Source organism: Streptomyces sp. NPDC002701 (assembly GCF_042889045.1).
GTDB lineage: Bacteria > Actinomycetota > Actinomycetes > Streptomycetales > Streptomycetaceae > Streptomyces.
This window is the reverse complement of sequence record NZ_JBIAQL010000002.1, coordinates 184,828-209,412: the sequence shown is the minus strand read 5'-3', so window position 1 is coordinate 209,412 and position 24,585 is coordinate 184,828. Positions and strand designations below refer to the sequence as shown.

The window sequence follows — 24,585 nt, the reverse complement described above, 5'->3', positions numbered from 1 at the left end:
GGGCGCGGGGAACTGCGCAATCCTTGAGGCGCGCCAGGAACGGCGCAGCCCTTCAAGGGGCGGGGGGAACTGCGCAACCCCTCAGGGGCGCGGGGAACTGCGCGGTTTTTGGGAGCGCGGGGAACTGCGCGAACAGGTCACCCCCGGGCGCGGCCGGCGGGCAACCCCGTCAGGGCGACGGCGGTGACCACGACCGAGGGTAATCCCTCGGTAACTCCCGCAGGGAGTTCCCTCATTGGGCCCACCCCCACCCCCCTCCTACCGTGGACCCCGCCCCGCAGGCTGTCGCATCACCCCCCACACCCCCCACCGGCACTCCTGAGGAGATCCATGTTCGGGCTCACCCTTGCCAAGAAGACCGCCGCCGTCACCGCGGCGGTCGCCGCCGCCGCGACGACCTGTCTTCTCGGCGCGACCACCGCGACCGCCGCTCCCCAGCCCATCGTCGGCGGCTCGACGACCACGGCGGCCGCGTACCCGTACGTCATGCAGATCACCACCTCCGCGCAGAGCCAGTTCTGCGGCGGCACCCTGGTCTCGCCCACCAAGGTCGTCACGGCGGCCCACTGCATGGTCGGCAGATCGACCAGCAACACCCGTGTGGTCGGCGGCCGTACCTACCGCAACGGCACCAACGGCACCGTCGCGCAGCTCAGCAGGATATGGATCCACCCCGAGTACACGGACGCCGAGGAGGGCAACGACGTCGCCGTCCTGACCCTGTCGACGTCCATGCCGTACACGCCGATCAGCTACGTCTCCTCCTCCGAGACCGGCGTGTACGCGGCCGGCACCACGGCCCGCATCTCCGGCTGGGGCACCACCAGTTCGGGCGGCTCCTCCTCCAACCAGCTGCGCACGGCCACGGTTCCGACGGTGTCCAACTCCACCTGCTCCACGGCGTACGGCTCCTCCTACATCTCCTCCGACATGGTGTGTGCCGGCTACACCTCCGGCGGCGTGGACACGTGCCAGGGCGACAGCGGCGGCCCGTTCGTCATCGGCGGCAAGCTCGCCGGCATCACCTCGTGGGGCTACGGCTGCGCGGAGGCCGGTCACCCCGGCGTCTACACCCGCCTGACGACGTTCTCGAACCTCGTCACGGCGCAGGTCAACTCCTAGTACTCGTCCGAAGTACTCGTCCCGAACCCGAACACTTCCTGAGGGGCACACGCGCCTCGGGCACCAGACGGGGGGCGTTGCGGGCCTCCACGAGCGGCCCGCAACGCCCCCTCTCCACGTCCGCGCGCCCGCCCGTCCACGCGCCGGTCAGTCGGGTACGACGGTCCCGAACCGCACGTCGTACGAGGACGACCCGCTCAGCACCCCCAGCATCCGTGCCGCCTCCTCGGTCACCTCGTCCCGTTGCGCCCTGGTGAGCGTGCCGAAGGGCTCGACCGTGACCACGGCCCGGTCGGCGCTCTCCTCCAGCCGCCAGAGCCCGGCCAGGAACCCGTCCACGAGCACGGTGCGGTATGCCTGGTTGCCCCGCCAGGTGCGGCCCTTGTGATCCGGGGGCACCACCCGGGACCGGTCGGCGTGCGAGAGGAGCAGGTTGTCGAGCTCGGGCAACAGGCGCGCGGGGGCCGGGGTGTCCGCGTCGGGCCGGGGCGCGTCCGGCAGGTCGAAGAGCTCGACGCCGTGCTCGTCGGCGAAGGTGAGGAGCTGCGGCCGCAGCCGCTCGAAGACCGCCCGGAGCCGGGTCAGACCGGCCCAGGTCTGCATGTCCTGGACGGAGGCGGGGCCGAAGGCGGCGAGGTAGCGCAGGACGGTGGCGTCGGGGGCGGGGGCCGGTTCGGACGGCCGGCCGAGCCAGTGCTCGGCGGTGGTGAGCGCGACCTGGCCGGACTGCCCCCACAGTCCGCGCGGAGTGACCTGGACGAGGGGCAGCCGGCAGCGGGCGGCGACCGCGAGCGCGGACGGATCGGCGTCCGGCCACTCGACGAGCAGCGCCTCCCGCAATTGCTTCATGGTGCGCGGCTCCGCCTCGACCAGCTCACGGCTGACCGTGGCGAGCCGGTCGAGGTCGACGCCGGCGAGACCCTTGCGGAAGCCGTGCAACTCCCGTTCGCGGGCGGCCTGGACGAGTGGCCGCAGCGTGAGGCAGTCGTCAGCGGTGTGGGTGTGGATGGTGGACCGCAGGGTGACGATGCGGACGACCTCCCGCGCCTCCATCGGGGCCGACAGGTCCTGTGGCGTGAAGCCCGCCAGGCGGGCGGCGAGCGCGTGGTACGGGGGCTTCACGTTCTGCGCCTGGAGACCGACGAGGTGTCCGACGGCGTCCGTCGCGGACAGGGCGGCCCGGCGCAGGAGCAACTGCCGGTCGAGGGTGGCGCGGTTCAGCGCGCGCACGCTCAGCACGGGGGCGGTCGAGGTCTTCGTCATGCTCCGCACGCTATCGGGACTTGCGGACACCTTCTGTCCGCAACAGGCCCGTATATCCTGCTGGTCGATCGATGATCGTCGAACGGGACAGCAGACGTTCGGCACGACGTGCGACACGGAGGCAACCGCGATGCCGGAGCGCCGAGCCCGAGTCCGCCCCGTACCCGCCGCCAAGCGCAGCAGGAAGTCGGTGTGGCGGCGCGCCATGGGCCCGATCACCCCACCGCCGCCGGATCCCCCGGCCCCCGCACCCGGCCCCGAGCCCTCCGACACGGCCGCGGCCGACTCGGGCAGCGTCGTGCAGGCGGCGCTCTACCGGGACGGCGTGCGCGTCGCGACTCCCGCCTCCCTCGCGGACACCTTCCGCGAACTGCGCGACCGGCCGGACGGCATGGCGTGGATCGGCCTGGCCCGTCCCACGGAGGACGAGATCCTGTCCCTGGCCGCCGAGTTCGACCTGCATCCGCTGGCGGTCGAGGACGCGATGGAGGCGCATCAGCGGCCGAAGCTGGAGCGGTACGGCGACACGCTCTTCGTCGTCCTGCGCGCGGCCCGCTACCTCGACGCGTCCGAGGAGGTCGACTTCGGCGAGCTGCACGTGTTCCTCGGCCCCGACTTCCTGATCACGGTCCGGCACGGCGCCGCCCCCGACCTCTCCGCCGTGCGCCGCCGCATGGAGGAGACGCCGGAGCTGCTGAAACTGGGCCCCGAGGCCGTGCTGTACGCGATCCTCGACGCGGTCGTGGACGGTTACGCGCCGGTCGTCTCCGGTGTCCAGAACGACATCGACGAGATCGAGACCGAGGTCTTCGGCGGCGACCCGTGGGTCTCGCGCCGTATCTACGAACTCTCCCGCGAGATGGTGGAGTTCCAGCGGGCCACCCGTCCGCTGGTCGGCATGCTGCACGGTCTGATGGCCGGCTTCGCCAAGTACGGCACCGACGACGAACTCCAGCGCTACCTGCGCGACGTCGCCGACCACGTCACGCACACCAGCGAGCGCGTGGACGGCTTCCGCCAGGCGCTCACGGACATCCTCACCGTCAACGCCACCCTGGTCACCCAGCAGCAGAACGCGGAGATGCGGGCGCTGGCGGAAGCGGGTTTCGAACAGAACGAGGAGATCAAGAAGATCTCGTCCTGGGCGGCGATCCTGTTCGCCCCCACCCTGGTCGGGACGATCTACGGCATGAACTTCGACCACATGCCGGAGTTGCACTGGGTGCTCGGATATCCCTTCGCGGTCGGCCTGATGGGGATCGTGTGCACCAGTCTGTACATCATCTTCAAGCGGCGGGATTGGCTCTGAGCAATCATCCTGGCAGCTCCACCTCGACCGCGGGAGGGTAGTCGCCTGCGCCGCTCCTCGATGACGCACTGTAGGCAGCCATTCTTCTTCCATTACGTCGACGGACACAGTTCTGAACTCTCAGGAACGCCTAAAGGTTGACTTGAACTGGAATTCAGGGCCTTGTCTGCGCTTCTTCACCCACGGGCGTGTGAAGCAACTGCACGCCGTGGCCCGCCGGTTCCTGCCCGAACCGGCCCGTCACACCCCGCTGCTGCCCGGCCCCGGCACCGCCCGCACACCCCCCGAAACTATCGACCAGAAATCAAGCCGGTGGATCCAGACTGACCACAGCCGGAAGTTCGAACTTGCGGTTATCGCCGCAAAAGGTACTTAGGGGAAAAGGATGTCCACCGACTGGTCTGAGCGTCATCTCGTCGTCGTCAACGAGGAAGAGCAGTACTCCATCTGGCCGGAAGGAAAGGAAATTCCCGCCGGCTGGCGGTCCGTGCGCGCCCCGGCGGAGAAGGACGAATGTCTGGAGTACATCGAAACGCATTGGACCGACATGCGCCCCCTGAGCCTGCGTCGCGCCATGGCCGCCGAGGATCCCGCCCTGAGTACGAACGGCGCTGACACGCTTCGCACCCACGGGGAGATCACGGGTCATGCGGGGGCTTGACGCACGTCCTCGGCACGAGTCCGCCTCACGCGCCCTGCCCACGGCGGACGTGCTGCGCCTGCTCGAGTCGACACGGTCCGCGCCCGCGACCGTGGAGATCCACGGCGAGCCCTGGATCGGCAAGACCCGCCTGCTGCACCAAGTCCTCGAGGCGGCGCGTGGGCAGGGCTGGGCCGTCGCCCACGCCGCCGCCGGCCCCCTCGCGAGCGCGGCGCCCTACCAGCTGTTCTCCGACGCCTTCGAGGAGGCCCTCGCGGACCGGGGCGAAGGCGTCACCAGTGCCGTACCGGCCGCCCAACGCGCCACCCTGAGCCTGCTGTTCCCCGCCCTCGCGCCGACGGCGGCCTCCCTTCCCGCGCCCTCCCCGGACTCTGTCCCGGCGGGCGCGGTGGGGATGGCGCTCCGTCCGCTGCTGCGCGAACTGGCCGGGGAGAGAGGGCAGTCCGGACAGAGCGTGCAGGTCGGGGCGAGGGGGTTGGTGCTGGCCCTGGACGACGTCCACCGGGCGGACCCGGCCTCGCTCGACCTGCTGGAGAACCTCGTCCGCCGACCGCCCGCGACCCGGCTGCTGATCCTGGTCGCTCACCGCGACCGGCAGTCGCCGCTGCGCCTGCGCGGGCTCCTGTCCTCGGTCCCCGCCTCGCGGCGGATCGAGGTCGGCCCGCTGCCCGAACAGGAGCTCACCGCGCTCCTGCCCAAGAGCACGAGCCGCCGGCTCCGCCGGAACCTGCTCGGCCGCGCGGGCGGCAACCCAGGGCTGTTCCTCGCCCTTTCGGCCTCCCCCGACGCGTACGAGCGCACGACCACGCCCGACGTGTCGGGACTCGCGCCGTTCACCCGGTTCCTCGACGAGTTCCGCGCGGTCTCCGACGACGGCTGGCTCGTCGCGCAGTCGGCCGCCATCCTCGGCGAGCGGTTCACGCTCCAGGAGATGCCGTCCGTGGCCGCGCTGCCCGCCGACCGCCTCGCGGCGGCCTTCGCGGAGCTGCTGCGCGAGGACATCGTCCGGCCCGGCGAGGTGACCGGCTCGTACCGTTTCCGGCACCCCGTGCTGTGCGCGACGGCCTACCACACCACCGGTGAGGAATGGCGGCTCGCGGCGCACTCGGCGGCCGCGCAGCTCGTCCGGCTGCCCGGTCCGTGCGCCCACGTGGCGCCCGAGGCGACGGCGAACCGCGCGCCGGGCGCCGGCCAGGTCCGTTCGGGGCTCCTCACGGGCGACTCCTGTCGCGCCCTCGGCGACGAGGCCGGGCTCTACGGACAGCGCGTCCGTACGGGTAAGGCCCTGGTCGTCGCGGGACGGCCGAAGGAGGCACTGGAGGTCCTCGACCGGACCGCGCGGGCCGGCCTCACGGTCCCGCTCCTCGCCCGCGCGGAGGCGGCCGAGTGGCGGGCCAGGGCCCAGCGGCTGCTCGGCAGGCACGCCCTCGCCGAGTCGGTGCTCATGACCGTCCGTGCGGAGATGGCCGCCGATCCCGAGGCCCTGGCGCTGGTCGACCTGGCGTGGCTCGCGGCGGCGCTGGAGCGCGGCTGTCCGCCCTCCGGCGCGACGCTGCCCTCCCTGCGGTGGGCGGTCCGGCACGACGACGCGCTGACCAGGGCGTACGCCTGGGCGCTGCTCGGCGCCTGGGACACGGACTGGGGCCGCACCGAACAGGCCGAGTTCCGGCTCGGCGACACGGCGGGACTGCTCGACGGCATCGACGACACGACCCTCATCGGCCGGCTGGACGCGCTGTACTGGCTGGGCAGGGGTCTCGCCCGGCTGGAGCAGGACGAGGAGGCGGCACGCCACTTCGAGCGGGGTCTCGGCATCGCCGCGGCACACGATCTCAACTACCTGGTCCCGCAGTTCGCCACCGGGCTCGCCGAGGTCTGTCTGCGTCTGGGGCGGGTCGACCTCGCCGTCGAGTCGGGGCGCCGGGCGGACCGGGCGGCCCATCGGATCGGCGGCGACTGTCTCATGGCCGAGGCCGGCGCCGGGCTCTCCCGGGCCGCGTGGGTCAGCGGCGACCAGGCGACCGCCCGGGACGCCGCCCAGCGGGCGGCCGACCGGACGGAGGCATGGCGCGAGCCGTGGGCGGACCGCGTACGGCTGTCGCTCCTGGAGACGACGTACGACCTCGACGACCAGGGTCTGCGCAAGCGGCTCATGTCCATGGGGGCCGTGCGGCGCGCGGCGGCGCTGCCCGTCGTCTCGCTGGTCCCCGCCGTCGGTGAGGTGCTGGCCCGGCTGGAGTCGGAGTCCCGGCTCGAGTCGGAGCAGGGCGGCCCGGACACGGAGGCGGGGCGCTGGGCGGCGGTGGCCGAGGAGGCCGCGGGCCGGCTACGGCTGCCGGGTGCGACCGGGCTCGCGCTGCTGGCCCGCGCCCACCACCACCAGGCCGCGGATCCCCTCAAGGCCGCGGTCTTCGCCTCCAGCGCGGTGGTCGCGCTGACTCGTGCGGGGCGGCCTCTCGACGTGGTCCGCGCGCATCTGGCGGCCGCGACGGCGTGGCACGACATCGACTCCTCGGTGGCGCGCAGTCAGTTCGGTCAGGCGCGCGCGCTCCTCGACGGGTACGGGGCGCACGGCTATCTGGAGCACACGGACACCCTGGCCACGCAGGGGCCCCGGCAGCAGTCGGCCGACGCGCGGCTGACCCGGCTGAGCGGCCGGGAGCGGGAGATCTCGGTGCTGGTCAGCGACGGCTACACCAACCAGCAGATCGCCCGGGCGCTCCAGCTCAGCCACAAGACGGTCGAGACCCACCTCGGCCGGATCTTCAGGAAGCTCGACGTCGGTTCGCGTGCCCAGGTCGCCACGTCGATCGGCCGGGCGAGCAGGATCCCGGCCCCCCGGTCGTCCGGTGGTCCGGTGCCTGCCCGGGGCCCGGATCGGACCGCGTAGCGGCTCGCCGGCTCAGATCAGATCGCGTAGCAGCTCGCTGGCTCCGGCCGCGATCGTGCCCGCCGCGCTGTCCCGGTAGAGCCGGGCGGCGGTGGACTCGTCCAGGCACCCCTGCGCCCCGTGGAATTGGAGACAGACGTGAGCCGCCCGTACCGCGAGCTCGGTCGCCTTGAGTTTCAGCACGGTCGCGGTCCGGCTGTCCAGCTTTCCCCGGCTGTGCAGCCGGGCCGCGTGGCGGCCGTACTGGGCGACCAGTTCGTGGTCGGCCGTCAGTTCCGCGAGCTGGTGGCGGACCACCTGGTGGGCGTAGAGCGGGGTGTCCTTGATCCGGCGGCGGCGGACGTGCGCTTCGAGGAGTTCCAGGCAGTGGGCGACGCCGCCGACCGCGAGGAGGCCGGCGACCAGGCGCTCGAAGTCGAGGCCCTTGATCAGGTGGATCAGCGCCTGGTCACGGCGGCCGAGGATCCGGTCCTCCGGTACGGCGACGTCCTCGAAGACGACGCGGCAGACGTCGGCGGACCGCCAGCCGAGCATCTTCTGCTCGGTGCGGTGTACGCCGGGGGCGTCGGCGTCGATGAGCAGGAGGCTGACACCGGTCAGGCCACGGGCGGGGGCCGCTCCCTCCCGCGTCTTGACGAGCGTGACGAAGAAGGACGCCTGAGAGCCGTTGGCGACGTAGAGCTTCTCGCCGCTCACCAGGAGGCCCCCGTCGGCCGCGGGGCGCGCCCGCGTCCCCAGGCGGCTGAGGTCGGAGCCCGCCTCCGCCTCGGTGATCGCCAGGGCCGCGAGGCGTGCGCCCCGGCGGGCCGGCTCCAGATAGGTCGCCCGCTGCTCGGGCGTCCCGAACAGGTCGAGATAGGAGGTCGCCATGTACGCGTGGACGCCGACGCTCGCGCGGACGCCCGCGTACCCGGTCCGGCCCAGCTCTTCCAGGAGGATCGCGCTCTCCAGGAAGCCCTCGCCGTGGTGGGCGAGACCGAGCAGGCCCTCCTCGGCGAGGGTCCTCCACACGGCGGGATCCAGGTGGCCCCGCTCCTCCCAGTCGTCGGCGTGCGGGAGGACCAGGTCCCCGAGGAGCGTCCGTATCCGCCGCCGGAACGTGTCGTCCGTGGTGGTGTGCGGCGTGGTGTCCGTAGTGGTTCCGGTCACGTCACATCGACCACGGTGTGCTTCGGGAGGATCTCGGTGATCGCTCCGGAGATCTTGAAGACGGCGTGCGGGGTGCCCGCCGCCGCCCAGACCTCGGGGAATCCGAGCAGGTCCTGGTCGACGAAGAGCACGGCCTCGTTCTTGTGGCCGAGCGGCGGGACGCCGCCGATCGAGTACCCGGTCGTGGTCTTCACGAAGTCCGCGTCCGCCTTGCCGATCTCGCTGCCGACATGGGCGGCGAGGGTCTTCTCGTTGACCCGGTTCGGGCCGCTGGCGAGCACGATCACCGCCTCGCCCGTCGTGGTGGCGCGGAACACGAGCGACTTCACGATCTGGGCCGGGGCGCAGCCGAGGCTGTTCGCCGCGTCGTCGGCGGTCCGGGTGGAGGAGGCCAGTTCGATCACCGTGGCGTCCAGGCCACGCCGGTCCAGCTCTTCCTGGAACCTCCTGGCGCTCTTGCCGAGGGTCATGTGCGCTACTTCCCCGTGGTCGATGTCAGTAGGGCCCGCCGGTCCACTTTTCCGGTCCCGGACAAGGGTAGGGAGTCACGCGGGTGGATAACGGTCGGAATCATGTAACTGGGCAGCTTCTCCCGGAGATACGCCGTGACCGACCCCGCCGTGCACCGGTCGTCGCGCGGTACGACGAAGGCGACGAGCGTCTTCTCCCCGGCGCCGTTCTCGCCGACCGCCACGTGGCTGAACCGGACGCCGGGGCACCGGTCCAGGTGGTGGGCGATCTCGCCGAGCTCGATGCGGAAGCCGTTGATCTTGACCTGGTCGTCCTGGCGGCCTTCGAAGACGACGTTGCCGTCTTCCCTGAGGCGGCCGCGGTCCCCGGTCCGGTACAGCCGTTCGCATACACCGTCGATCTCGCGTTCGACGAACCGTTCCGCGGTGACCTCGGGCGCCCCGAGGTAGCCCGGGGACAGGCCGGGGCCCGCGAGCCAGATCTCGCCGACCCGGCCGGGCGGGCACAGGGATCCCTCGTCCACGACGTAGAGCCGGGTGTTCTGGAGGGGCATTCCGATGGGGAGGTCTCCGACGGTTTCCGGCATCCCGTCGAGGGCCAGCGGATGATAGGTGGCGAAAGTCGTGCATTCGGTCGGGCCGTAGACATTGACGACCTTTCCCGGGCCGTAGCGCTCCACGGCCTTCCGCAGGTGCCGCATCGAATGCGTCTCGCCACCCGTCAGGACGGTGTCGACCGGATCGAGGGCGGCCGGGCCTTCGTCCACCACCGTGTTGAACAGAGCGGTGGTCAGAAAGACCACGTTCACGCCATGCGTCTCGACGGTGCGCTTCAGCTCCGAAAGACGGATCCACGGCGAGGGATAGAGCACGCACGTCCCGCCGTGCAGCAGAGCGCCCCAGATCTCGAAGGTCGCCGCGTCGAAGTGGACGGGCGCGAGCTGGAGGAGCGCGGTGTGCTCGCCGAGGTCCGCGTACCGCGCGCCGAAGACCAGCCGGGCGATGCTCCGGTGCCGGATCGGCACGCCCTTCGGCCGGCCCGTGGAGCCGGAGGTGAAGTTCACGTACGCGATGTCGCCCGGCCGCGTCCGGACCCCGGGGTCCTCGTCGACGGGCGGGACGCGCGGCGACAGAACGTCCAACGCGGGGAAGTCCGTGGCGAGTTCCTCGGGCGCGCGCTCCGTCAGGAGGTGGGCGGCGCCGGTCTCCACGAAGATCCCGCGCAGGCGTTCGGCCGGCCACGCGAGGTCCACGGGGACGTAGTGTCCGCCGCACTTGAGGACGCCGAGGATCGCGGCGATCAGTTCGGGCGAGCGCGCGAGGCCCACCGCGACCGCCGCGCCGGGGACGACTCCCCGTCGCCGCAGGGCCGCCGCGATGCCGTTCGCCGCCCGGTTCAGCTCCCGGTAGGTGAAGGCGCGTTCCTCGTGGACGAGCGCCCGGGCGTCAGGCCGCCGGGCGGTGACCGCCTCGAACAGCTCCTTCACGCCCCGGTCGTCGGGACAGGGCGCGTCGGTGCGGTTGATCCGCCGATGGACGGAGAGCGCCGCGTCGCCGCCGGACAGCCTGTCCATTCCCCGCCCCCGTCAGCTCGCTGCCCCGGACCGTTCCCGGTTGGCCAGGATGGTCGCGGCGATCTGGCCCACCGAGCTGCGCTCGAAGAGGTCGTCGGGCGGCAGGCAGTCCTCGCCGTAGCGGTCCTCGACCTTCGCGATGAGCCGTACGGCCGTCAGCGAGTTGCCGCCGCTGGTGAAGAAGTCGTCCTCGGCGCCCTCCACGAGCAGGCCGAGCTCCCGGCAGGAGTCCAGGACCCAGTTTTCGATTTCCGTGTTCGCCATCGAGATGACCTCCTAGCGGGTGGTGAAGGGGTGACCGGTGACGGTCTGGTCGACGAAGCGGTTGTGTCCGAACTCGTCCTTGCCGGAGACGAGCACGCTGCCGAACTTGTCCAGGCTGGCCTCGCCCCCGAACTCCACGAGCGCGTCGGAGTACGGGTACACGCGGACGGACGTCGGCAGGTAGCGCGCGGCGAAACCGAGGCGCATCTGGTCGGTGTTTCCGCTGTGCGGGTGAGAGGCGTGCATCAGCGTGGACCAGAAGACGATGCACTGGCCCTTCTTCAGCTCGATCGAAATGGCCTTGGACTCGTCGGGGCTCCAGTTCGGGTCCTTCTGGAGCTGCCGGTAGTCATAGCCGAAGAAGCCGCGCCGAACACCGTTCTTCTCCCGATTGTTGATCGTCTCGGCGTCGTACTCCATCACCTTGGACTCGTCATAGTTCATCGTCTTGTGCGAGCCCGGGATGAACTGGAGACAGCCCATTTCGATGGTGGCATCGGTGAAAGCGGTCCACACCGTGATGGTGCCGCCGAACTCCGCGTCCTCCGGCCAGACGATCTGCGGGTGCTTCGAGCCGGCGACGTTGGAGAAGTTGTCGGCCTGGTGCCAGTCGGTGCCCTCGTCCCCGGGGTACTTCGGGAAGAACTCGGTGCGCCAGCACAGCGTGTCGGCGCCGAGCAGGCTGGTCACGGGCCCACGATCTCGGGCCGGGTGATGTGGTCGGCCAGGAAGGGAACGTCCAGGTGGCGGTCGTAGTTCGCCAGGTTCGTGCTGCCGGAGACGGCCTTGCGCTGACCGTAGATGGCCGTCTTCGTGTTGATCAGCTTGGGCCGCAGAGCCTGGAGCGTGGAGGCCATCTCCTCCGGCTCGTAGACGTCGAACGGGCCGATGAACCCATTCTCGTGGAACTCCTTGATCTGGGCGTCGGAAAGCGCGAAATCCGAGATCTCTCGAGTCATGGTCCACCTTTTTTATAGCGAGTGGCGAGGAGCGGTCAGCGAGTGCCGTTTAACCTACAATAAACAATCACGCGGCCGAGTTCGGTGTCAAGGTAATCTCCTGTTCCGATTCCGGAACACCGTCGGAAACGCCACAGGGCAGGGGAATTTCATATTCGGAACGGAAAGGCATGTGGAAGATGACCAACTCATTTGCCGCCGAGGTCGGACGGCGTGTCAGAACGCTGCGCCGGCAAAACGGAATGTCGCTTTCGGAGCTCGCGAAAAACGCGTCGGTCGGCAAGGCCACCCTGTCGGGCCTGGAGACCGGGACGCGCAACCCGACCATCGAGACCCTCTACGCGATCTCGGGCCGGCTCAACGTCCCGCTCGCCGTCCTGCTCGCCGATCCCGAGCCGACGGGACACCTTGAGGAGATCCACGGCACCGCCGTTTCCGCCACCCTCCTGGAGACGTTCACCGACCGCGAGGTCACCTCCGAGCTGTACCGCGTCCGCATCCGGCCCGGCGTCGTGCAGATCTCCCCGCCGCACCAGCGGGGCGTCACCGAGCACCTGACCGTCTTCGCCGGTGTCGCGCGGGTGGGTCCGGCCGCGGAACCGATCCTCCTCGCGCCGGGCGAACACACCGGCTGGCCCGCCGACGTCCGACACATGTACGCGGCGGACAACGGCGTCGAGGTGCACGGCTCCCTCACCATCCGTCATCCGGTCGACGAGCCCGGCCTCCCCCTTCTCCCGCACCCGAGGCCATGCATGCCGTGAGGGTCGTACCGTCGCCCGGGTCGATGAGCAGGAAGGACCCGGTGCGGCGGGATTCCTCGTACGGATCGAGGGCCAACGGTTCGGCCGTCCGCAGGACGATGCTGCCGATGTCGTTCACGCCCAGCTCCCCCGGGTCCGGTTCGTGGCTCAGGTCGTCAAGGCCGAGCCGGGAGCCGATCTCCTTCACCACGGCCTTGACCGTGCGCGTCGTGTGCTTCACCAGCACCCGGTCACCGGCCCGCAGGGGCCGCTCGTGGAGGTGACAGACGGTCGCCCCGATCTCGCGCACGGGGGCCGGCGCGTCGGCGACCGGCGCTATCAAGTCACCTCGTGCCACGTCGAGTTCGTCGGACAGGCGGAGCGTGACGGACTGCCCGGTGCGGGCCGTCCGGGTACGCGTCCCCAGCGCGTCGATCGCCGCGACGGTCGTCGTGCGGCCCGACGGCAGGACGGTCACCGCGTCGCCGACGGACAGCGCGCCGGCCGCGACCTGCCCCGCGTAGTGCCGGGCCTCGCCGTCCCGGATCACGTACTGGACCGGGAAGCGACCGCCGGTCGGGGAGGTGCCGTCGTGGCCGGCCGGAACGGTCTCCAGGTGCTCGCCGAGGGTCGGGCCGCCGTACCAGTCCATGTGCGCGGAACGGACCACGACGTTGTCCCCGGCCAGGGCGGACAGCGGAATCGCCGTGACCTCGGGGACGCCGAGCCCGGTCGCGTACGCCGTGAACTCCTCGGCGATCGCGGCGAAGACGGGCTCGGCGTAGTCGACGAGGTCCATCTTGTTCACGGCCAGCGTCACGTGCGGGATGCGCAGCAGCGCTGCGATCGCCGCATGGCGGCGGGTCTGCTCGACGACCCCCTTGCGGGCGTCGACCAGGATCACGGCCAGGTCGGCGGTGGAGGCGCCGGTGACCATGTTCCGGGTGTACTGCACGTGCCCGGGGGTGTCGGCGAGGATGAACCGGCGGCGGGCGGTCGCGAAGTAGCGGTACGCCACATCGATGGTGATGCCCTGCTCGCGCTCGGCCCGCAGGCCGTCGGTCAGCAGCGCCAGATCGGGCGCCTCCTGGCCGCGCCCCCGCGAGATGGCCTCGACGGCCTCCAGCTGGTCGGTCAGGACCGACTTCGAGTCGTGGAGGAGGCGGCCCACCAGCGTCGACTTGCCGTCGTCCACACTGCCGGCCGTGGCCAGGCGCAGGGTGCCGACGGCGGCGGCGATCGGCGCCTTGGCCGGGGCCGCCGCTGTAGTGGTCGTCGTCATCAGAAGTACCCCTCGCGCTTGCGGTCTTCCATCGCCGCCTCGGACATCTTGTCGTCGGCACGCGTGGCGCCCCGCTCGGTGACCCGGGAGGCCGCGATCTCGACGATGACCTCGTCGAGCGTCGTGGCGGCGGAGTCGACGGCGCCGGTGCAGGACATGTCGCCGACGGTGCGGTAGCGGATGCGCCGCGTCTCGACCGTCTCGGACTCCTTCGGGCCGCCCCACTCGCCGGCGGTCAGCCACATGCCGTCGCGGGCGAAGACCTCGCGCTCGTGGGCGAAGTAGATCTCCGGCAGCTCGATGCCCTCGCGGGCGATGTACTGCCACACGTCCAGCTCGGTCCAGTTGGACAGCGGGAAGACGCGGACGTGCTCGCCGGGCGCGTGCCGGCCGTTGTAGAGCTGCCACAGCTCGGGGCGCTGACGGCGCGGGTCCCACTGCGAGAACTCGTCCCGGAGCGAGAAGACGCGCTCCTTGGCGCGGGCCTTCTCCTCGTCGCGCCGGCCACCGCCGAAGACGGCGTCGAAACGGCGCTCCTGGATCGTCTCCGTGAGCGGAAGCGTCTGGAGGGGGTTGCGGGTGCCGTCCGGGCGCTCGCGGAGCTTTCCGGCGTCGACGTACTCCTGTACGGAGGCGACGTGGAGGCTCAGCCCGTGCTCGGCCACGACGCGGTCGCGGTGGGCGAGGACCTCGGGGAAGTTGTGCCCGGTGTCCACGTGCAGCAGCGAGAAGAGGACCGGCGCCGGAGCGAACGCCTTCAGCGCCAGGTGCAGCATGACGATGGAGTCCTTGCCGCCGGAGAACAGGATCACCGGCCGCTCGAACTCGCCCGCCACCTCACGGAAGATGTGGACGGCCTCGGACTCCAGGGAGTCCAGGTGCGACAGCGCGAAGGTATCGGTCACGGCATCGGTCACAGCGTCGGTCATGGCGCGTTCGCCCCCTCGGTCCGGTCCTCGACGGCCTTGCCGTCCCCCGAGCCCTCGCCGGGCATCGACTCGGCGGGGAGGACGGCGTCGCCGGCGAGCCGGCCGGGCAGCGCCGGGCCCAGGACGAGTCCCGCCGTGATCTCTCCGGTCACCCGGGGCCGGCCGAGGCGCACGGCGGCCGCGCCGAGGAGCCGGGCGGCCGCCAGGATCACCACGATGCCGAGGAACAAGAGGTGAGTGAGTGTCATGAGGATCCTTCAGGTCTCCGGGCCTGGCGGAGGGTCCGCAGGAGCGCACGTCCGGTCCAACTGCCGAGGCCGGCGACCAGCAACGCGACGAGCAGGGACAGCAGAACCGTCACGGCGGCCAGGGCGGGCAGCCCGGCGAGGGCGGCCGCCGTGCGCGCGGTCCCCGCGACCGTGTCTCCCGCGAGCGCCCGCGCGGCGAGCACGGCGGCCCACGGCAGGGGTCCGGCCAGGAGCAGCAGCCCGGTGCCGCGGAGGAATCCCCAGCGGTGCCGGGCGCCGAGGATCCCGGCGGCGAAGCCGGCGGCGAACGGCAGGGACCAGAGGTCGAGCCACGCCCCGAGGGCGACGGCGACGGCGATGCCCGCGCCGGCCGCCGCGAAGAGCCGGGGCCCTCCTCCCTCGGCGCTCGGAGCGCCTTCGGGTTCCTCCACAGCGCGGTCGCCCGGTTCCACGACGGTCTCGGTGGTCATGTCACTCTCCCGCTCGAAGGGACCAGGTCGCCGTGGTCTCCCGGGCGCTCTGCGGCGGGCCCATCGGCAGGTACTTCTTGTCCCGCCAGAGTTCGACGAGGTTGTCGTACCAGTCGGCGATCGGGGTCTCGCTCTGTCCGCCGGGGTAGATCGCCATCGCCTCGGGGGCGCCGGCGCGCGGCCATCGGACGATGACGCGGAGGCTGGGTCCGTAGCTCGAACTCAGGTTGCCGCCCGCCGCGTTGACGGTCCACGGGCTGCCGCCGTCGCCGTACGGCCCGTACTGGAGGCCCGGGGCGCCGATCAGCGAGGGGATCTCCCGGGTGTGCAGCCTGCCCCAGGTCCAGGCGTCGAGATCGGCGCCCAGGTCGCCGCTCAGCTGCTTCACGGCCGCGCGGAAGGCGGTGCGCATGACCTCGGGGGCCGTGCGGGGGGTGCCGCCGGGCGGGGTGAAGGCCGGGTTGTCCGGGTCTTCGAGGGTCCAGTACTGGAGCATCTCGCGCAGCGGGATCGGGGAGCGCTCGAGGTCGAGGATCCAGGGGTCCTCGCTCGCCGGGACCTTCTTCTCGTCCCAGTACGGCTGGAAGACGCCCCTGAGGTACGCGTCGAGGAAGGTCCACCACACGGAGGCGGCGGGCGAGTCGGTGTCCATCGAGTGGTTCCACGAGGCCAGCAGGTCGCGGGCCTCGCGTTCCCGTCCGGTCAGCCGCATGCCGTCGAGCGCGGTGAGCAGCGTCGGCTTCAGCTCGACGGCCAGGTCGTCGGTGACGTCGTTCTGGAGCGTGACGTAGTCCTCGGAGGTCAGGGCCCCGCGCTCGGTGTGGAAGCGCTCGATCACGGACTGCCGGTATCCGGGGTCGAAGTCCACCGAGGTGCCGACGTAGTACGGGTAGTCCTTGGTCACCGGACGCTGGTTGGTCGAGGCGATCAGGTGGCCGGGCGGGTCGTAGCTCTGCGGGAGGGCCTCGTACGGGATGGTGCCCACCACGTCCTCGTCGCCGGTGCCGGAGAGGGGGTACCAGGGCTGGGAGCCCTTCGGCGTCTGCGGGACGTCTCCGACGAGGAACGTGCCGATGTGGCCCTTCTCGTCGGCGTACACGAAGTTCAGTGCCGGGGCCTTCCAGCCGCGCAGGGCCTGCCGGAAGGAGGTGTAGTCGGTGGCCCGGTTGGCGGCCAGGAGCGATTCGAGGTCGTTGTGGGGGAAGTTGCCCATCCAGTCGACCGCGACCCGCTGTCCGAGGAGGGTCATCATCGGCCCGTGGACGGTGCGGTCGACGGTGAGGGGGACGTCGGAGCCGCCGCGCACCGGGATGGAGTACCGGACCTTCTCGATGGGGCGCCAGGCGCCCTTCCAGTAGTAGGAGTCGGGGCGGTCGGGCGAGAGCTTCTCCTTGTAGAAGAGGGTTCCCACGGTCTGCGCGTTGGTCAGGGACCAGGAGATGTTCCGGTTCTTGCCGATCAGCACGCCGGGCAGGCCCGGCAGGGAGCCGCCGGAGGTCTGGTAGCCGGGCGAGGTCAGGGAGATCTCGAACCAGTAGGACGGCAGGGTGGTCGAGAGGTGCGGATCGCCCGCGAGCATCGCGCCGCCGCCGGCCACCCTGGGGCCGTTCGCGACCCAGGCGTTGCTGTTGAAGTCCAGCTGCCGCACGGTCTCCGGCAGGACGTCCTCCTCCGGTACGCGCTCCCGCGAGGCGGCGGCCCCGAGGGCGCGGGTGGACGTGGCTGCCCCGGACTTCGCCGGTGCGGCCTCGGGGGTCTTCGCAGGGTCGGCCGCGTTGGCGTTCCGGACGGTCCGCGGGGTCGGGGGAAGCTTCTTGTACGGTCCCGGGTCGTACGGGCGCTGCTCGGTCGGCGCGAACTCCGGGAACCAGGCCGTCGTCAGCTCGGGGCCGAGGGACTTCCTGAGCAGGCTGTAGTCGAGCGCGACGGTGTTGAAGTTCATCTGCTGGGTGACCACGCCCTGCACGACCAGGCTGTCCACCGGCGTCCACGGCTGCGGGCGCACCCCGGTGAGGCCGTAGAGCGTGGGCCATTCACCGGTCTTCTCCAGGTGCCGCCTCCAGGAGTTGACGCCCTCGGCGTAGCCGGTCAGGGCGCGCGCCGCCGCACTGTCGCGCGGGGTGGCCGCCCAGCGGGCCTCGGCGGTACGCAGCAGGCCGAGGCGCAGCTGGAACTTGTCACTGTCGAGGGCGACCGCGCCGACCAGCTCCGAGAGCCGGCCCGCGCCCATCCGGCGCTGGAGGTCCAGCTGCGTGAAGCGCATGCGGGCGGTGACGTATCCCTGGGCGACGAAGAGGTCGTCGTCGCTGCCGGCCTCGACGGAGGCGTATCCCTCGGCGGTGAAGGACACCGTGACGGGGCCCTTCAGTTCGGGGAGCGTCAGGGTCTCGGTCCTGACGGTGGTGCTCGCCGAGGCCGATTGCCACACTCCCCCGCCGGGGACCAGGGCCTTCCCCAGCGCGGGCACCGGACCGTGTCCGAGCCCGAGCAGCGCGAGAACCGCGAAGGAGACCACGGCCGCGCAGATCAGGTGCGCGGCGCGACCGATTGTGCTTGCCATGACGTTCCTCGTCTTCGCAGAGGGGCTGATCCGTCGGGAAGCCTGTCAGCCCCCGGTCGCGTCCGTAAGTCAGGAAGGTTCCCTACAACGCGCGTTGTCAGGGGGTGGCTTCGCCGGCGGGGCCGACGCCCGGTCCGTCCGCGAGGAGGGCGGTGACCTCCTCGTCGGAGAGCCCGGAGAGCCAGCCGAGGACCTCGTCCACCTCGCCCTCGTCCGCGTCGGCGAGCTGCCGGCTCTGGACGAGTGCCGCCATCCGCTCGATGGTCAGCGAGCCGCTGAGCAGCTCCCCGGCGGCCAGGGCGACGCCGAACGCGTCGCGCACGCTCATGGCGACCCGGGTGGCCATGAGCGAATGCCCGCCGAGGCGGAAGAAGTCGGCGGTGACCGACGGCGCCGGGATGCCGAGCACATCGCCCCAGATCCGGACCAGTTCCCGCTCCACGGGCGTGCGGGCCGCGACCGGCTCCTGTGGTGTGGCCGCCTCCGGGACCGGGTCGGGCAATGCCCCCCGGTCGAGCTTGCCGTGCGGACCCACCGGGAACTTCGGGAGTACGGTCACCACGTCCGGCACCAGGCCGGACGGCAGGGCCTCTTCGAGGTGACCACGCAGGGCCTGTGAGCTCGGGGACTCGGCGCCCGTGGGGACGACCCAGGCGAGCAGCCGGGGCCGGCCGGAGGCGTCGGGGCGTGCCTCGACGACCGAGGCGCGGACGAGCGGGTGGCGGTTGAGCGCCACCTCGATCTCGCCGGGCTCCACCCGCTGGCCCCGGATCTTGAGCTGGCGGTCGAGGCGGCCGAGGTACTCGAACGTCCCGTCGGGGCGCATCCGCGCGCGGTCGCCGGTCCGGTACAGGCGTTCGCCCGGGTGGTACGGGTCGGGGACGAACCGCTCGGCGGTCAGGCCGGGGCGGCGGAGGTAGCCGCGCGCCGGGGCGATGCCGCCGATGTGGAGCTCGCCCGGGGCCATCGGCGGGGCGATGCCTCCCGAGGAGTCCAGGACGTAGAGCCGGGTGCCCGGCATCGCGCGGCCGATGGGCACGCGCATCAGGCGGGTCTCCTCGGGGCCGACGCGCTGGAACGTGACGTCGATCGCCGCCTCCGTCGGCCCGTACAGGTTGTGCAGTTCGACGCCGGGGAGCACCTCGGCGAAGTGTTCGGCCAGGGCCGGTGCCAGCTCCTCGCCGATACAGACGACCTGCCGCAGCGTCCGCCCGGCCGCCGCCGCGTCGGGCTCCTCCAGGAAGGTCTGGAGCATCGAGGGGACGAAGTGCACGGTGGTGACGGCGTGGCGGGGGATCGCCTGGGCGAGGTAGTGGGGGTCGCGGTGGCCGTCCGGGCGGGTCAGGACCACCGTGGCTCCGGCGACGAGCGGCCCGAGGAGTTCCAGGCCGGCCACGTCGAAGCTGACCGGGGTCTTGAGCAGGACCGCTTCCCCGGCCTTCAGTCCGTAGGCTTCCTGGAACCAGACGAGCTGGTTCGCCAGGGCGGCGTGGGAGGTCATCACGGCCTTGGGTTCGCCGGTGGAGCCGGAGGTGAACAGCACGTTGGCGAGCTGCCCCGGCAGGACGTCGGCGGACGTGAACGGGCCGGGGGTCTCGGGGGCGCCGGTGGCTCCGGGGGCGTCGGTCTCGTCCTCCGTGGGGTCGACGACGACCGTGCCCTTCGGCGGTTCGAAGCCCGGTGCGGAGCCGATGAGGATCCGGGCGCGCGCCACCTCGATCTGGCGCGCGAGGCGGGCCGCCGGGTGGGCGGTGTCGAGGGGCATGTACGCGCCGCCGGCGAGGAGGACGGCGTACACGGCGATGATCAGCTCGGGTGAGCGCGGCAGACGGACGGCGACGGGCAGGTCCGGCGTCACCCCCAGGGCGCGCAGCCGGGTGGCCAGCCCCTTCGCGCGGCGGTCGAGTTCGCCGTACGTGAGCGAACCGCCGTCCCAGGCGACGGCCGTCGCCTCGGGGTTCGCCCGTGCGACGCCCTCGACGAGCCGGTGGACGAGACCGTCCTCGATGGCCGCCGGGCCGCCGTCCGCGACGGTCCGCGCGATCCGCTCCGCCTCGGCGGGGGCCAGCGCGGGCAGGTCGTCGACGGTGGCGGCCGGATCCGCGAGGGCCGCGTCGAGCAGGGCGGGCAGTCCGGCCAGCAGGGCGGTGACGGTCTGCTCGTCGAACAGGTCGGCCGCGTAGACGGCATGGCCGGTCAGCGAGCCGTCGGCGTCGGGGCCGAGGTGCAGGGACAGCTCGAACTTGGCGCCGGGCGAGGGCAGTTCGAAGGGTACGGCGCGGACTCCCCCGGCTTCCCACGGGTCGATCGGCAGGTTCTGGAGCGCGAGGAAGGCGCGGACCAGGGGGACCCGGCCGTCGGCGGTCCGCTCGGACACGGCACGGACGATCTCGTCGAACGGCGGACGCGGCTGGTCGAAGGCCGCGAGGCACTGGGACCGCACGTCGTCCACGACGTCGGCGAAGCCGGCCGCACGGGTGCGGACGCGCAGCGGCAGGGTGTCGGCGAGCATGCCGATGGCGGTGTCGGTACCGGGCCGTTCCCGGCCCGCCGCGACGGTGCCGACCACGAGGTCGTCCTGTCCGCTCCAGCGGCCGAGCAGGACGCCGAAGGCCGACAGCAGGACCGTGAAGGGCGTGGTGCCCCGGTCTTTGGCGAACGTCCGTATCCTGTCCGCCAGTTCGACGGGGATCCGTACGGGGAGCGAGGCGCCCCGCCAGGTCGGCGCGGCCGGAACGGGCCGGTCGGTGGGCAGTTCCAGGGCCTGCGCGCCGTCGAGGCGCTCGCGCCACGCGGCGAGGGACTCCTCGGTCCAGACGGCGCGCGGAGCGAGCGCCGCCGGTACGGGCGCGAGGGTGCCGCTCTGCCGGTAGGCGTCGCCGAGCCGCCCGAGGAGCAGGGCCATGGACCAGCCGTCGAGGACGGCGTGGTGCGCGCAGAGGCCGAGCACCCAGTCCCCCCGGCCCCGCCGCAGCAGGACCGTGCGGACGAGCGGGCCGGAGGCCAGGTCGAAGGGCGCGGCGGTCATGGCCCGCAGCTCCTCTTCCACGCGTCCCTCGCCGAGGCCCCACAGATCGTGGAAGGGCAGCGCGAACATGTCGGCGGTGGGCCGCTCGGACAGGCTCAGGCCGCCGCCCGGCTCCTGCGTGAAGACCGACCGCAGGAGCGGTGTCTCGTCGAAGAGCGCGACGAGGCAGCGTTCGAGGAGCGCCCGGTCGAGCGGGCCGTTCAGCCGGAGGCCACCGGCGATGTGGTACGCGTCGCCCGCGCCCATCTGGTCGAGCAGCCACATCCGTTCCTGCTCGGGGCTGACGGAGCCGGGTCCCGCGAGGCCGGCATCGGCCGGCTGCACGGCCTCGTCCGGCTGTGCGGGCTCTTGCGGCGCGTACGCGGCGAGGTCGAGCGGGGTGAGACCGTCCAGGAGACGGGCGAGCGGAACGTCCACGTCGCACGCCTCGGCGAGGGCCGCCTTGAGCCGGACGGCCCGCAGCGAGTCGAGACCCTGGCCGACCAGCGGCGCGTCCGCGACGAGCGCGTCGGGGGTGGTGTCCAGGGCGGCCGCGATGTGCTCGGCCAGTCCGTCGGGGAGCGACGGACCCGCGGGGAGCGACGGACCCGCACCGGCCTGCTCCGCCTGACCGGTCGCCGCCAGCGGCTCGAACGCTCCCGCGAGCCAGCGGGTCCGGCACTCGGCCCGGCGGACCTTGCCGCTGCTGGTGCGCGGGATCTTGCCGACCCGTACGAGGACGACGTTCGCGAGGGCGAGCCCGTGCTCGGCGGCCACGGCCTCGCGCACGGCCCGCACCACCTCCGGCCCGTCCTCCGCGCGAAAGCCTCGGACCACCTCGTGCACGAGGACGACCGCCTCCGCGGCCCCGTCGTCGACCGCGATCGCCGCGCCCCGGCCCGGGTTCAGGAGCGGGTGGGACCGCTCGGCCGTCAGCTCCAGGTCCGGCGGGTAGAGGTTGCGGCCCCTGACGATGATCAGGTCCTTGATGCGCCCGGTCACGTACAGCTCGTCACCGTGCCGGAAGGCCAGGTCGCCGGTGCGCAGGAAGGTCCGTCCGGGGTGGCCCTGGGCGATGGCCCCGAAACTGGTGGCCGTCAGCTCCGGCCGGTTCCAGTAGCCGTGGGCGACGGTCGGGCCGCTGACCCAGACCTCGCCGACGGCGCCCTCCGGCAGCGGCTCGCCCGTGCCGGGATCGACGATCAGCGCCAGGTCCTCGTGGTGCGCCCAGCCGCAGCCGGAGAGCTCGGCGGCCGGCTCGTCGGGCGCGGCCGGGACCGCCCGGCCCTCCTCCAGCTCCGGGCGGCGCACGCGCAGGGCGCCGGGGTCGGCCGCCGGATCGGCCCGCCCGGTGACGAACAGGGTGGCCTCGGCGAGGCCGTAGCAGGGGTAGAAGGCCGAGCGGCGGAAGCCGGCGGCCCCGAACGCCTCGGCGAAGGCGTCCATGGTGGTGCCGCGCACGGGTTCGGCGCCGGTGAGCGCGTGCCGCAGCTTCGACAGGTCGAGCCCTTCGCGGTCCTCGGGCTTGGTGCGGCGCAGGACCTCGGCGTAGGCGAAGTCGGGGGCGGCGGTGATGGTCGCCCCGGTGCGGCTGACCGCCCGCAGCCAGCGCATGGGCTGGTGGAGGAAGGTCATCGGCGAGAGCAGCGTGCAGGGGAAGCCGGTGTGCACGGGCTGGAGGATGCCGCCGATCAGACCCATGTCGTGATACGGCGGAAGCCAGCTCACGCCACGGCTGTTCTCGTCCAGGCCGAGCGAGCGGCCGATGGTGGCCGAGTTGTGCACGAGGTTGGCGTGGCTGAGCATGACGCCCTTGGGCGTCCCGGTGGATCCGGAGGTGTACTGGAGGAACGCCAGGTCGTCCGGGGACACTTCGGGGTCCCGCCAGTCGGCCGGGTCCTCGGTCGCGTCGTCGGTGGTCGCCCACGCGAGGGAGGATCGCGGTCCGAGCCGGTCGCCCCGCTCGTCGATCGCGGCGAGCGTGACGGTGTCGATGAGGGCGAGCGCCGCTCCGGAGTCCGCGGCGATGGCTCCCACCCGCTCGATGCCGCGCGCGCCGAGCGGCGGGTGGACGGGGACGGCGACGGCCCCGGCGTACAGACAGCCGAAGAAGGCGGTCACGTAGGAGGGGCCGGGCTGGTGGAGGAGCAGGACCCGGTCGCACCGGTCGGTACGCGCCTGGATCAGCGTGGCGATCGCCCTGGCGCCCCGGTCGAGTTCGGCGTAGCTCAGTGCGCGGATCTCGGTCTCCGAGATCTCGAATTCGAGCGCCAGGCGGTCGGGGGTGCTCTCGGCGCGCCGACGGAGCGTCTCGATGAAGGTGGGGCCCATGGGAACTCCTCGGACGAGGGTCGGTCAGCGGTAGCGGAGCAGGAGGTCGTGGAAGCGGTCGGCTCCGAAGCGCACGGCGTCGACGGGCACCCGCTCGTCGGCGGCGTGCATCGCGTCCTGGTAGCGGCTGCCCGCCGGCAACAGCATCGGCACCCAGCCGTAACAGGCGATGCCGAGGCCCGCGAAGAGCCGCGCGTCGGTGGACGCCGGGGTGATCATGGGGAGCGGCAGGCCCTCGGGGTCGGCGTCCCGCATGACGGCGGCGATCTCGTCGAAGAAGCCGCCGAAGACCGGGGGCGGCATCGGATCGCCCTCCAGGAGCAGTTCGAGGTCGCCGTCGGGGCCGATCAGCTCGCGCAGCTCGGTGCGGAAGTCCTCGACCGTCCAGCCGCCGGGCAGGACGCGGCCGTCGAAGTCCACCGAGAACTCGCTCGGCAGCATGTTGATCTTCTCCGGCGTGCGGACGATGGTCGCGTTGACCGTGTTGCGCAGGACGGAGTCCAGGTAGACGGCGTCCGCCTCGGGCAGCAGGTCGTACGGGATCGTCCCCTTGCCGTCCGGGTCGCGCAGCTCGCGCAGCCGGCCGGCGAGCGGTTCCTCGGCGGCCGCGGCGAGGTCGGCGAGCATCCGGTCGAGGGCGGGCGTCACGTGCGTGGGCAGCCGGCCCTCCTCCAGGCGGCGCAGCAGCGTGGCGAGCTTGCTCATCGAGGTGCCCGACCAGCCCTGCCGCGAGGCGTGGCCGCCTCGTCCGCGCACGGTGAGGCGCATCCAGCAGGCGCGCTTCTCGGCCACGACGATCGGGTGCACCCGCCGGGGCAGGCAGCTCAGGACGGCTCCGCCGTCCTCCCCGATGCCGTAGGCGACGCCGTCGAACAGTTCGCGGTGCTCGCGGGTCAGGTAGCCGGCACCCACCCGGCTGCCCGCTTCCTCGTCGGGCGAGACCGCGAGGAGGAGGTCACCCGCCGGGGCGGTGCCCTCGGCGCGCAGCCGTTCCAGGGAGGAGACCATCATCGCGAGGCTGCCCAGCATGTCGATGGCGCCCCGGCCCCAGACGTGACCGTCGATGATGTTCCCCTCGAAGGGGGGGTGCGTCCACTGCTGGCCGTCGGTGGGCACGACGTCGGCGTGCGCGTGCAGCAACAGCGGCGGCGCGAGGCCGGCGCCGGGTGTCCGGGCGACCAGGTTGGGGCGCTCGGGGTCGGAGCCGAGCAGCTGTACGTCCGCGCCGGCGGCCCGCATGATGTCCGCGACGTACCGGACGCACGCGCCCTCGTTCCCGGGAGGATTGACGCCGCGGAACCTGATCATCCGCTGGAGCAGCGGGATCGGATCGGTCGTGTCGGTCACGGGGTTT

General features: G+C 72.2%; 19 protein-coding genes. 5 read left to right on the top strand and 14 right to left on the bottom strand.

What is annotated here, in order from left to right; genetic code table 11:
- Positions 1 to 330 precede the first annotated feature (330 nt).
- Complete coding sequence (locus tag ACFYXC_RS05315; protein ID WP_388907736.1) at positions 331 to 1,122, top strand: S1 family serine peptidase; 792 nt, start codon at positions 331 to 333, stop codon at positions 1,120 to 1,122.
- Between the two features lie 147 nt (positions 1,123 to 1,269).
- Here ACFYXC_RS05315 and ACFYXC_RS05310 read toward each other — a convergent pair whose 3' ends face one another.
- Positions 1,270 to 2,385: a winged helix DNA-binding domain-containing protein gene (locus tag ACFYXC_RS05310; RefSeq protein ID WP_389547194.1), complete on the bottom strand. Its 1,116-nt coding sequence runs from the start codon at positions 2,383 to 2,385 to the stop codon at positions 1,270 to 1,272.
- A gap of 130 nt (positions 2,386 to 2,515) precedes the next feature.
- On the opposite strand from ACFYXC_RS05310, the gene ACFYXC_RS05305 reads away from it, so the two are divergent.
- The 3 genes from ACFYXC_RS05305 to ACFYXC_RS05295 all read left to right on the top strand — a co-directional run bounded on the left by ACFYXC_RS05305 (position 2,516) and on the right by ACFYXC_RS05295 (position 7,245).
- On the top strand, positions 2,516 to 3,694 hold the full coding sequence (locus ACFYXC_RS05305; RefSeq protein ID WP_389547191.1) for a magnesium and cobalt transport protein CorA: 1,179 nt from the start codon (positions 2,516 to 2,518) through the stop codon (positions 3,692 to 3,694).
- 385 nt (positions 3,695 to 4,079) lie between these two features.
- Positions 4,080 to 4,355: an MbtH family protein gene (locus tag ACFYXC_RS05300; protein ID WP_389547189.1), complete on the top strand. Its 276-nt coding sequence runs from the start codon at positions 4,080 to 4,082 to the stop codon at positions 4,353 to 4,355.
- Positions 4,342 to 7,245 carry an AAA family ATPase gene (locus tag ACFYXC_RS05295; RefSeq protein ID WP_389547187.1) on the top strand — a complete coding sequence of 968 codons (2,904 nt, stop codon included), beginning with the start codon at positions 4,342 to 4,344 and terminating at the stop codon, positions 7,243 to 7,245. The genes ACFYXC_RS05300 and ACFYXC_RS05295 overlap by 14 nt, the downstream gene beginning before the upstream one ends.
- Positions 7,246 to 7,257: 12 nt before the next feature.
- On the opposite strand, the gene ACFYXC_RS05290 is transcribed toward ACFYXC_RS05295, so the two are convergent.
- Genes ACFYXC_RS05290 through ACFYXC_RS05265 form a run of 6 tightly spaced genes read right to left on the bottom strand, consistent with a single transcriptional unit; the run spans position 7,258 to position 11,661 of the window.
- On the bottom strand, positions 7,258 to 8,394 hold the full coding sequence (locus ACFYXC_RS05290; protein ID WP_389547184.1) for an acyl-CoA dehydrogenase family protein: 1,137 nt from the start codon (positions 8,392 to 8,394) through the stop codon (positions 7,258 to 7,260).
- Complete coding sequence (locus ACFYXC_RS05285; RefSeq protein ID WP_389547182.1) at positions 8,391 to 8,864, bottom strand: YbaK/EbsC family protein; 474 nt, start codon at positions 8,862 to 8,864, stop codon at positions 8,391 to 8,393. Before ACFYXC_RS05285 ends, ACFYXC_RS05290 begins: the two co-directional genes overlap by 4 nt.
- Positions 8,865 to 8,869: 5 nt before the next feature.
- Positions 8,870 to 10,438, bottom strand: a complete 1,569-nt coding sequence (locus tag ACFYXC_RS05280; RefSeq protein ID WP_389547180.1) for an amino acid adenylation domain-containing protein — start codon at positions 10,436 to 10,438, stop codon at positions 8,870 to 8,872.
- A 12-nt stretch (positions 10,439 to 10,450) separates the two neighbouring features.
- Positions 10,451 to 10,702 carry an acyl carrier protein gene (locus ACFYXC_RS05275; protein ID WP_389547177.1) on the bottom strand — a complete coding sequence of 84 codons (252 nt, stop codon included), beginning with the start codon at positions 10,700 to 10,702 and terminating at the stop codon, positions 10,451 to 10,453.
- Between the two features lie 12 nt (positions 10,703 to 10,714).
- The gene (locus tag ACFYXC_RS05270) at positions 10,715 to 11,392 is read right to left on the bottom strand and encodes a chlorinating enzyme (protein ID WP_389547174.1); all 678 of its coding nucleotides are present in this window, start codon (positions 11,390 to 11,392) and stop codon (positions 10,715 to 10,717) included.
- Positions 11,389 to 11,661 (bottom strand): hypothetical protein, encoded by a 273-nt coding sequence (locus ACFYXC_RS05265; RefSeq protein ID WP_389547171.1) that lies wholly within the window; start codon positions 11,659 to 11,661, stop codon positions 11,389 to 11,391. Before ACFYXC_RS05265 ends, ACFYXC_RS05270 begins: the two co-directional genes overlap by 4 nt.
- Positions 11,662 to 11,831: 170 nt before the next feature.
- On the opposite strand from ACFYXC_RS05265, the gene ACFYXC_RS05260 reads away from it, so the two are divergent.
- Positions 11,832 to 12,425, top strand: coding sequence for a helix-turn-helix domain-containing protein (locus ACFYXC_RS05260; protein ID WP_389547167.1), 594 nt, complete (start codon positions 11,832 to 11,834; stop codon positions 12,423 to 12,425).
- Here ACFYXC_RS05260 and ACFYXC_RS05255 read toward each other — a convergent pair.
- The 7 genes from ACFYXC_RS05255 to ACFYXC_RS05225 all read right to left on the bottom strand — a co-directional run bounded on the left by ACFYXC_RS05255 (position 12,355) and on the right by ACFYXC_RS05225 (position 24,578).
- Complete coding sequence (locus tag ACFYXC_RS05255; protein ID WP_389547164.1) at positions 12,355 to 13,686, bottom strand: sulfate adenylyltransferase subunit 1; 1,332 nt, start codon at positions 13,684 to 13,686, stop codon at positions 12,355 to 12,357. The two genes, ACFYXC_RS05260 and ACFYXC_RS05255, sit on opposite strands and share 71 nt — an antisense overlap.
- A complete protein-coding gene (gene cysD, locus ACFYXC_RS05250; protein ID WP_388907760.1) occupies positions 13,686 to 14,615 on the bottom strand; it encodes a sulfate adenylyltransferase subunit CysD in 930 nt (309 codons plus the stop codon). Before cysD ends, ACFYXC_RS05255 begins: the two co-directional genes overlap by 1 nt.
- Positions 14,612 to 14,863 carry a hypothetical protein gene (locus ACFYXC_RS05245; protein ID WP_388907762.1) on the bottom strand — a complete coding sequence of 84 codons (252 nt, stop codon included), beginning with the start codon at positions 14,861 to 14,863 and terminating at the stop codon, positions 14,612 to 14,614. The genes cysD and ACFYXC_RS05245 overlap by 4 nt, the downstream gene beginning before the upstream one ends.
- The gene (locus ACFYXC_RS05240; RefSeq protein ID WP_389547161.1) at positions 14,860 to 15,333 is read right to left on the bottom strand and encodes a hypothetical protein; all 474 of its coding nucleotides are present in this window, start codon (positions 15,331 to 15,333) and stop codon (positions 14,860 to 14,862) included. Before ACFYXC_RS05240 ends, ACFYXC_RS05245 begins: the two co-directional genes overlap by 4 nt.
- Before the next feature lies 1 nt (position 15,334).
- Positions 15,335 to 17,893, bottom strand: coding sequence for a penicillin acylase family protein (locus ACFYXC_RS05235; RefSeq protein ID WP_389547158.1), 2,559 nt, complete (start codon positions 17,891 to 17,893; stop codon positions 15,335 to 15,337).
- Between the two features lie 97 nt (positions 17,894 to 17,990).
- A complete protein-coding gene (locus ACFYXC_RS05230; protein WP_389547155.1) occupies positions 17,991 to 23,231 on the bottom strand; it encodes an amino acid adenylation domain-containing protein in 5,241 nt (1,746 codons plus the stop codon).
- A 24-nt stretch (positions 23,232 to 23,255) separates the two neighbouring features.
- Positions 23,256 to 24,578, bottom strand: a complete 1,323-nt coding sequence (locus ACFYXC_RS05225) for a M20/M25/M40 family metallo-hydrolase (RefSeq protein ID WP_388907769.1) — start codon at positions 24,576 to 24,578, stop codon at positions 23,256 to 23,258.
- Positions 24,579 to 24,585: the final 7 nt, after the last annotated feature.

Bases quoted from the DNA above. Each gene is read 5' to 3' on its own strand.
- ACFYXC_RS05315 (WP_388907736.1), top strand. From the start codon at position 331: ATGTTCGGGCTCACCCTTGCCAAGAAGACCGCCGCCGTCACCGCGGCG.
- ACFYXC_RS05310 (WP_389547194.1), bottom strand. From the start codon at position 2,385: ATGACGAAGACCTCGACCGCCCCCGTGCTGAGCGTGCGCGCGCTGAAC.
- ACFYXC_RS05305 (WP_389547191.1), top strand. From the start codon at position 2,516: ATGCCGGAGCGCCGAGCCCGAGTCCGCCCCGTACCCGCCGCCAAGCGC.
- ACFYXC_RS05300 (WP_389547189.1), top strand. From the start codon at position 4,080: ATGTCCACCGACTGGTCTGAGCGTCATCTCGTCGTCGTCAACGAGGAA.
- ACFYXC_RS05295 (WP_389547187.1), top strand. From the start codon at position 4,342: ATGCGGGGGCTTGACGCACGTCCTCGGCACGAGTCCGCCTCACGCGCC.
- ACFYXC_RS05285 (WP_389547182.1), bottom strand. From the start codon at position 8,864: ATGACCCTCGGCAAGAGCGCCAGGAGGTTCCAGGAAGAGCTGGACCGG.
- ACFYXC_RS05280 (WP_389547180.1), bottom strand. From the start codon at position 10,438: ATGGACAGGCTGTCCGGCGGCGACGCGGCGCTCTCCGTCCATCGGCGG.
- ACFYXC_RS05275 (WP_389547177.1), bottom strand. From the start codon at position 10,702: ATGGCGAACACGGAAATCGAAAACTGGGTCCTGGACTCCTGCCGGGAG.
- ACFYXC_RS05265 (WP_389547171.1), bottom strand. From the start codon at position 11,661: ATGACTCGAGAGATCTCGGATTTCGCGCTTTCCGACGCCCAGATCAAG.
- ACFYXC_RS05260 (WP_389547167.1), top strand. From the start codon at position 11,832: ATGTGGAAGATGACCAACTCATTTGCCGCCGAGGTCGGACGGCGTGTC.
- ACFYXC_RS05255 (WP_389547164.1), bottom strand. From the start codon at position 13,686: ATGACGACGACCACTACAGCGGCGGCCCCGGCCAAGGCGCCGATCGCC.
- cysD (WP_388907760.1), bottom strand. From the start codon at position 14,615: ATGACCGACGCTGTGACCGATGCCGTGACCGATACCTTCGCGCTGTCG.
- ACFYXC_RS05245 (WP_388907762.1), bottom strand. From the start codon at position 14,863: ATGACACTCACTCACCTCTTGTTCCTCGGCATCGTGGTGATCCTGGCG.
- ACFYXC_RS05240 (WP_389547161.1), bottom strand. From the start codon at position 15,333: ATGACCACCGAGACCGTCGTGGAACCGGGCGACCGCGCTGTGGAGGAA.
- ACFYXC_RS05235 (WP_389547158.1), bottom strand. From the start codon at position 17,893: ATGGCAAGCACAATCGGTCGCGCCGCGCACCTGATCTGCGCGGCCGTG.
- ACFYXC_RS05230 (WP_389547155.1), bottom strand. From the start codon at position 23,231: ATGGGCCCCACCTTCATCGAGACGCTCCGTCGGCGCGCCGAGAGCACC.